9 protein-coding genes are annotated in these 8,159 nt (G+C 40.3%); 1 reads left to right on the forward strand and 8 read right to left on the reverse strand.

The genetic code is table 11. The features are described from left to right. Positions 1-57: 57 nt before the first annotated feature. From HMPREF2571_RS06635 to HMPREF2571_RS06670, 8 genes are all read right to left on the reverse strand, one after another. A complete protein-coding gene (locus tag HMPREF2571_RS06635) occupies positions 58-636 on the reverse strand; it encodes a hypothetical protein (RefSeq protein ID WP_014632639.1) in 579 nt (192 codons plus the stop codon). A gap of 77 nt (positions 637-713) precedes the next feature. Beyond that, on the reverse strand, positions 714-1,157 hold the full coding sequence (locus HMPREF2571_RS06640; protein WP_004183397.1) for a Wzz/FepE/Etk N-terminal domain-containing protein: 444 nt from the start codon (positions 1,155-1,157) through the stop codon (positions 714-716). Positions 1,158-1,298: 141 nt separating this feature from the next. Continuing rightward, a complete protein-coding gene (locus HMPREF2571_RS06645) occupies positions 1,299-1,697 on the reverse strand; it encodes a DUF805 domain-containing protein (protein WP_004183402.1) in 399 nt (132 codons plus the stop codon). 99 nt (positions 1,698-1,796) lie between these two features. Further along, positions 1,797-2,189, reverse strand: a complete 393-nt coding sequence (locus HMPREF2571_RS06650; protein ID WP_013991138.1) for a DUF805 domain-containing protein — start codon at positions 2,187-2,189, stop codon at positions 1,797-1,799. Between the two features lie 94 nt (positions 2,190-2,283). Continuing rightward, entirely contained in the window at positions 2,284-3,534 is a 1,251-nt protein-coding gene (locus HMPREF2571_RS06655; RefSeq protein WP_013991139.1) for a glutamate-5-semialdehyde dehydrogenase, read from the reverse strand. 1 nt (position 3,535) lies between these two features. Then, complete coding sequence (gene proB, locus HMPREF2571_RS06660; RefSeq protein WP_013991140.1) at positions 3,536-4,339, reverse strand: glutamate 5-kinase; 804 nt, start codon at positions 4,337-4,339, stop codon at positions 3,536-3,538. A gap of 119 nt (positions 4,340-4,458) precedes the next feature. Then, positions 4,459-6,048, reverse strand: coding sequence for a DUF4231 domain-containing protein (locus tag HMPREF2571_RS06665; RefSeq protein WP_013991141.1), 1,590 nt, complete (start codon positions 6,046-6,048; stop codon positions 4,459-4,461). 2 nt (positions 6,049-6,050) lie between these two features. Next, positions 6,051-6,782: an ABC transporter ATP-binding protein gene (locus HMPREF2571_RS06670; RefSeq protein WP_013991142.1), complete on the reverse strand. Its 732-nt coding sequence runs from the start codon at positions 6,780-6,782 to the stop codon at positions 6,051-6,053. 277 nt (positions 6,783-7,059) lie between these two features. Between HMPREF2571_RS06670 and HMPREF2571_RS06675 the strand changes: the two genes are divergently transcribed. Next, positions 7,060-7,791, forward strand: a complete 732-nt coding sequence (locus HMPREF2571_RS06675) for a DUF554 domain-containing protein (protein WP_013991143.1) — start codon at positions 7,060-7,062, stop codon at positions 7,789-7,791. The last annotated feature ends 368 nt before the right edge of the window (positions 7,792-8,159 follow it).

The raw sequence follows: 8,159 nt of genomic DNA on the forward strand, positions 1-8,159 counted from the left end.
CGTCACCCACTACAGTTGACAAAGAGCCCTCTTTAGTTGCTATACCGTTTGATAAGATTAATCCACTCTGTAAAAATAGCTTTCCTCAGATGGTACTCCATTCGTCGCTAGGATACGATCCTTACTGTTATCTCCCACATCACTACCATCGCTAATTCCTTTAGGGCAAAGCTGAATTGGTGTGTTCCCTACTTGACTAGAATCAACATAAGTTAGGGTATATATGCCAGACACATATTGATTTGATGAGACTTTGTCAATAGGGTAAGTAGACCCCCAGAGTTCTAACTGTCCATCTGAAGTAATGATAATGGTCTTTCCATTTGAAGACTTCCATGTTCCTACAGTTAATTTGTAGTTGCCATTTTTGAGATCATAAGGCTTAAGAGCTGTTGAGCTTGTTTGAGAATTAGCATAAGTCACAACGAAAGAATTAAGTGAGGCATCCGTTTGATTGTTGGCCACGGCCGTTTGGTACTTACTAATGATGCTATCATAGGCAGAGGTATCTACCTTTTTCTCTTGACTAGAGCTTGAGCTAGTACTTGTGCTAGAGCTTTCACTACTACTTGATTGTGACTGCTCTACTGATGAAGTTGAAGTTGGGGAAGTCAAGCCATTTGCTGATTTGAACAAGCTGCTAATAGGACTAAACTAGATAATCCTGTCACTAATGCTAAAATTTCTAATCCTAAATTCCTTTTCTCTAACTCTTATTCTGTTGTCCCAGAGCTGACATCTGCACTGTATGCAGGAGCTGTATAGCTTGAGGCATCACTATGTGATTCTGTATAAGTTGTTGGTGGCACATAGTTATACTGGGGCGCTTGATAAGTCTCTTGTGCTGAAGATGGTGTTGGGGCTGATACTACCGCAGGAGTAGAGCTTGCCTCTGTCTGACTAGCTACTTCTACCGTTGAGCTTGCTGACGACGATTCGCTCGAAGACTCACTTGACGTTGAAGAAGATGACGAAGAGCTTGAGCTAGATGCCTTGGGCTTGCTTGACGATGACTGCTTAGTACCAACCTTTACTTGGACCTTAGCATGATTGTGTGCCGGCTGCAAAAAGACAATAGCCAGAGCCAAAAGTATAGCTGGTAGGGTAAATGTCAAAATAAGGTAACGTTTTTCTTTTAAATTACGAAGTAGTTTCATAGAGTATTCACATTTCTTAAATATATTTTTAGTATCAATTAGTCTCAGATAAGATTATATCAGAAATATTAAAATGTGCAACATTAACATAAAGCTTTTTTGACATCAGAAAAACCAACTCAATGAGTTGGTTGATTGTCATTATTGCTGTGGATTATTGAAGTTATTGAATGGATATTCCACTTTAGTTGGTTTACATAGCAAAACAATTAGGATAATCCAACCTACAAATGGGATAAATGCAACAAAAATATACGGCCAATTGTAGCCAGCATCACGCAAACGACGAACCGTTAGAGCAATACCAGGTAAACACGCAGCAATACCATAGGCAAAAAAGATAAGTAGGAGGATAAGTGAAATAACAGCCAAAAAGCTTGAATCAGTTGCAGCTGCAAGTCCTCCAAATACTGCTTGGAGCAAGAAATAAGCAAAGGTAATCAATACATTTACCAAATATACAAACCAATAATCTGAACGTGTTGAACGACCCTCAAAATCTACATAGCCCTTCCAAAACTTCTTATAAGCTTCGATCATAATAAAATCTCCTCATTTTTTGATACTTCTACTATACCAAAAGACCAATCTTCTGGCAAATCGACTAAAAAACATCCTAAGGAGGCTGTTAAGTAACTATCATTGCTGAAGATTATTAAAATTGTTGAAAGGAAATTCTACTTTTGTTGGTTGACAACACAAAACCAAAAGTACGATATCACCTATAAAAGAGGCAAAACGTAGGAAAATCAATGCCCAATGAAAACCGGCATCACGTAAGCGACGGACCTGAAGGGCAATAGAGGGGATAAAGCTAGCGAAAAAATATGTCATTACAAGCAGATACAGTAAGTTAAGAATAACATGATAATGACTATCGGGACTATCAAAAACAATTACAACTATAACTATACTAAATAAAATGATAGTTACTATAGTATTTGCTAGAACTGCTAACCAATAATCTGAACGTGTTGAACGTCCCTTAAAATCTACATAGCCCTTCCAAAATTTTTTGTAGGCTTCAATCATAATAAAATCCCCCTTTTTTATGATACCCCCAGTATAGCAGAAGCTTTATACTCTAGCAAATAGACCAAAAAAGCCCCATGAGGAGCTTTTTTGTTTATTCTCTAATTTGTCCTTGGCCATTAATATAGAACTTGGTTGAGGTTAGAGCCTCAAGTCCCATTGGGCCACGAGCATGCATTTTCTGGGTTGAGATTCCGATTTCAGCACCCAATCCAAAGACGAAGCCGTCTGTGAAGCGGGTTGAGGCATTAACATAGACCGCTGCAGCGTCTACGTCGTCTTGGAATTGCTCAGCACGACTGATATCCTGAGTCACAATAGCCTCTGAATGCGATGTCGTGTAAGTATTAATCCAATCAATGGCCTCATCAAGGCTATCTACTACTTTAACAGACATGATATAGTCAAGAAACTCTGTCGCAAAATCTTCTGGAGAAGCTGATACAGCTTTTTCCATAAGTTTCAAAGCCGTTTCATCCGCACGGAACTCAACAGCCTGAACTTTTGAAATAGCTTTTTCTAAATGAGGCAAGAAGTCTTCCGCAATATCAGCATGAACGACGAGAGATTCTGCAGCATTACAAACACTTGGTCGTTGGGTTTTGGCATTGATGACAATCTGTGTCGCCATATCTAAGTCAGCATATTTATCCACATAAATATGACAGTTACCAACACCCGTTTCGATGACAGGAACCTTGGCTTTTTCTTTAACCGTTTGGATGAGACGGGCGCCACCACGAGGGATGAGCAAGTCTACATACTTAGTCGCCGCCATGAGTTCCTCTGCTACCTCATGAGAGGTATCTTCAACCAGCTGAACGGCATCTGCTGTGATACCCGCATTTTCCAAAGCCTTACGAGCTACTGTAACCAAGGCCTTGTTGGAATTGATGGCATCACGTCCTCCACGAAGAATAATGGCATTATTAGTTTTAAAGGCCAGGCTAAAGGCATCGATTGAGACATTGGGACGGCTCTCAAAAATCATAGCGATAACACCCATAGGAACACGCTTTTGAACGATTTTGAGACCATCCAGATTCGTATAGCCACGAACTACTTGACCGATTGGGTCCTGAAGATCTGCCACCTGACGGACACCCTCAGCCATCCCTGCGATACGGTCTTCCGTTAAGAGCAAGCGGTCTTGCATAATCTCTGAAATACCATTTTCCTTGGCATTGGCCATATCCTTAGCATTTTCAGTGATAATATAGGCACTCTCAGCTACTAGAGCTTTAGCTACCTGATTTAAAAGGTCGTTTTTAGCTGCTGTTGACAATTTAGCAATCCGACGACCTGCCACCTTGGCCTGTTGGCCCAATGTATCGATATATGTCATCTTAGTCCTCCTGTTTAAAGAGTGTACCAATCTTGGCTCCTTCTAGGACACGAAGAATGTCACGTGGATTTTCACCATTCATCAAAACCATTTGGCTTTGATTTTCAAAAACCATCTGAGCTGACTTAATCTTACTCATCATACCACCTGTACCAAATTTACTACCGGCACCACCAGCTGAGGCTATAATTTCCTCTGTAATCTCTGGGACATAGCTACGAAGGGTGGCATCCTCATAGACATTTGGGTTCTTATCGAAGAGCCCATCAATATCTGACAACATAATGAGTAGGTCAGCACCAACAATCTTAGCTACGATAGCTGACAAGCGGTCGTTGTCCCCAAACTTAGTCGCATGATCCATCTCATCTACGCTGACAGCGTCATTTTCATTAACAACCGGAACAACTCCCAGTTCAAAGAGGCTTTCAAAGGCATTGATGGCATTGGCCAAACTCTCGGGATACTCGACCACATCACGCGTCAAAAGCAGCTGAGATACCTTAGTTTGGTAATGTGAAAATACCTGAGAATAAAGGCTCATCATGGCCACCTGCCCTACACTTGAGACAGCCTGTTGCTTACCAACCTCTGCTGGGCGTTTCTCAAGATCTAGCACATTGAGACCAAAGCCCATGGCACCAGAGGATACGAGAACAACCTCAATTCCTTTATTATGTAGGCTAGAAATAACAAAAGCTAATTGATCAATTTTTTCAAGATTAATTTTCCCTGATGGTAAAACCAGAGAGCTAGTCCCGATTTTGATAACCAGGCGTTTTACTGAGTCAAAATTTCGTTTCATATTTATGATTATACACTAAATTCAGGTATTTTAACATATATAATGCATAAGTTTACATATTAAGGATTTTCAGTAAAAAAGAATCCCTCCTATCGGAGAGACTCTTTAAACAGTTTGTTCTAGGCAAAAAACATGGCTCTAATACGTTTCCAACGTCTGCGATCAACAAAGAGATAAACGATTAGGGCAATTAAAGCTATAAGCCCAGATACTATAGCGTTGACTACTAGGGCAATCCAGAACTTACTTGCAAAGAAGACAATACCTCCTAGCAAGGCAGCGATGAAAATTGTAAGAATAAAGATACCCATATAGAGCCACTGTCCGCCACCCCGATTGAAGAGCTGAGTGACTTCCTGCCAATTCACTTCCAATAATTTAAGGTCACGTTCAAAGAAATAGCCACCTACAAGATAGGTTGTTACGAGAAAACCAAGAGCGAAACTTGCCACCAAAATAGGATGGAGATGTGCAAGGAATATTAAACCAAGTCCTCCTAGTAAGAGGGATACACCGACTTGCAAGCCATAGAAAATCCAAAACTTTTGACGAAGATAGTCACCCGTATTGATTGGCAGGCTACGGATAAAGTCAAAGTTTGTTCCCTCTAAGGAAGTTGCCACCCCAAGAAAACTTGTTGGTTGCGCTGAAAAGAAACCAAAGGCAATTCCGACTAAAAGCATGAGCCCGAAATAGTCTGGACCTAAATCTTTCAAAAAGAACGCACCTCCACCCAGCATGATCATATATAATACTGGTACCACATAGGTATTGATAATGAGGGTTGAATTTCCCAAAGTAGATAAATGATGGCGAATCAAGACCTGTCTTTGGCTTCGAGTAACAGCTTTGGCCTGAGGCTTTCTAGCCTTTTGGTTATAAATGGCTTCGTGGAAATAACGAGGCATTCTGACCTTATAAAACCAAAAGCCCAAGATAAGCACTAAGATAAGAGGAAGATAGAAATTTAGCAGGGCCTCTGGAGATAGAGGGGCAGCTACGACATCATAGTAACCTCTTAGATAAGGAAGCAAGGGAAAATTGGCTTGTCCAGCACCATCAACATAGCCTTTAATAAAACCAACCATCATAATAGGGAACATAATCAATAGGGTTGACAGGGTCATCAAAATGGTTGAATAGAGCTTTTTATGAGAACTGCGAACAATCAGCGTTCCAATACTATTAGACAGAATCACTGAAAAAACGAGATTGATAAAGAGAGAAACGATAAAGGTCAGAAGCCCGACGACTATCCCCAATGGGCCAATAAATTGCCAGTAAGCTAGGATAAGAAGACTAAGGATAGGCACCATGAAGGTCATCCCGACCATAGAACCTGACAAGGTCTTGGCCAAAAAAACTTCCGCTGGCTTCAAGGGAAGAGGCAGATAAGCCTTGCTATCCTTACTGTCATAAAAGGTACTATAAAGAGCCGTGAAGGTCTGGAGAAGCCCCATGATTGAAAATGTCAAGAGATATAGGGTTAAGACTCCAGGATTGGCCTTATAATCGACACCTACAAAAAGATAGCTATAGACAACCGTAAAAACAACTAGAATCAAGAGTTGTTGTCTAAGCATGGCATTAACGATGGAGAAATTGGCTTTTTTCTTTTTCTCCTGACGTTTCTGTAGGTTAGTTACTGCTTGAGGATTAGCGTAGAGGAGATTGATTTTAAAAAGCTCCCAAACATGGTTCCAGTTCATGACTATACCTCCTCAATCTTACGTCCAGCCATTTCCAGATAAATAGTTTCCAAATCCTTGTCAGGGTACTGAGACTTCAGTTCAGCTAGAGACCCTTGGAAGATAAGTTTTCCTTTCTTCAAAATAGCAATACGATCACAGAGCTGCTCAGCTACACTTAAAACGTGGGTTGAGAAAAGGACACTATTACCTTCCTTGGCATGATGACGCATGGCTTCCTTCAAATCATAAGACGCCTGTGGATCCAGACCAGTCAGAGGCTCATCCAAAACCCAAATCTGTGGATTAACCAAAAGGGCACCGATGACAACAACCTTCTGACGCATACCGTGAGAGAAGGAAGAAATAAGGTTATAGCGACTTTCCGTTAGGTCAAAGGTAGCCATGAGATCAATCAAACGTTCCTCAACCTGACTAGCTTCCAAATCATAGATACGTGTCAAGAAGTACCAATAGTCATTGGCCGTCAAATTTAGGAATAGGTCCGGTGAATCTGGCACATAAGCGATTTTTTTCTTGATAGCATCACGATGTTGACTGAGGGCCATATCATCGACGTAAACTTCACCGTAGCTAGCTTCAATGATAGACGTCAAAATGGAAATGGTCGTGGTCTTACCAGCTCCATTGTGACCAATCAGCCCAAAAATCTCCCCATCTCGAATCTCGAGGTTAAGATCTGAGAGAGCATTTTTATCTTCATAACGTTTCGTTACGTGTTCAAAACGAATCATCTTTTATCCTTTCTTGAGAATCTATTTAACAATAGTCTCATTTTACACTTTATATTAGATTATAAATTAGAGTTATTACCTTGTTTTTTTTTATGAACAATACTCTAATAATATCGGCAATAGATTTAGATAAGGCTATTTCGTTACCTTCTCATTTATTGTATCATTTCAAAGGTACAATTTCAAGAAAACGTTTGTAAAAACAAGACAATTTTGCATTCGGTCTTTGATAATGCTAAACTTATAGTATTTAAAACAAATAGGAGGAAAATCACAAGTGCCAACTGGAATTATCATCAACTCGCTATCTATTATTTTAGGAGGAATCGCTGGAGGTCTCTTTGGAGACTATCTCAGAGATGATTTCAAGGACAATCTTAACCTTATCTTTGGCCTAGCCTCTATGGTTATGGGGATTAGTGCTATTATGAATATGGTTAACATGCCTGCGGTTATCTTCGCGGTGGTTATCGGTACCATCATTGGACTAGCCCTAAAGTTTGGAAACCTCATCAACAAGGGGGCTGGACTTATGGAAAAAGGCTTGTCCAAGATTACGCCAAGCAAACAAACAGGGTTAGCTCACGATGAGTTTTATGCACAGCTCTTGACAGTTATCGTCCTTTTTTGTGCGAGTGGTACAGGAATTTACGGGAGCCTTGAGTCTGGGATGACAGGTGATGCTTCCATCTTGATTTCCAAATCTATCCTAGATTTCTTTACGGCCATGATTTTCTCTTGTAGTCTAGGCTACATCGTCTCCATGATTGCCATTCCACAATTTATCGTTTTCTTCCTCCTCTTTGTGAGTGCTGGTTTCATTCTCCCTCTAACAACAAAAGCCATGATTGGAGACTTTAAGGCTTGCGGGGGCTTCCTCATGATTGCGACAGGTTTTCGTATTATGAAACTGCGTCAATTCCCAACAGCAGATATGATTCCAGCCATGATTCTGGTTATGCCTATTTCCTGGGCCTGGGTCAATTGGGTGGTGCCTTTGATTAGTTGACATTAGGATTAAACTAAACAAATACCGTCAGTCTAATGCTGGCGTTTTTTGTCTGTTTTTTAGCTGTTATAGACTTGGATTATTAAAAACTAGTAATGTTCGTGGTGTTGAATTCTAATTTTTCTAACCTTGTTTAGACTGAGATGAGTTTGTTATAATAACCCTTGTAGGACTAAGCAACCTACAAGATACTTTTTTTCATAACTATTTCCATCCTCTAATATTTTAACGAACTTACAATACTGATGGAAATCTATCAGAAAAGACTGGTGTGTGCACACTGGTCTTTTTTGGTGGGATTGAGACACAAAAAAACCACTCTTTCACTATGAAAGAATGGGGCTCTATAATTTCTGTAGTGGGTAAAA

Origin of the sequence: Streptococcus sp. HMSC068F04, from assembly GCF_001837455.1 — a bacterium.
GTDB lineage: Bacteria > Bacillota > Bacilli > Lactobacillales > Streptococcaceae > Streptococcus > Streptococcus salivarius_D.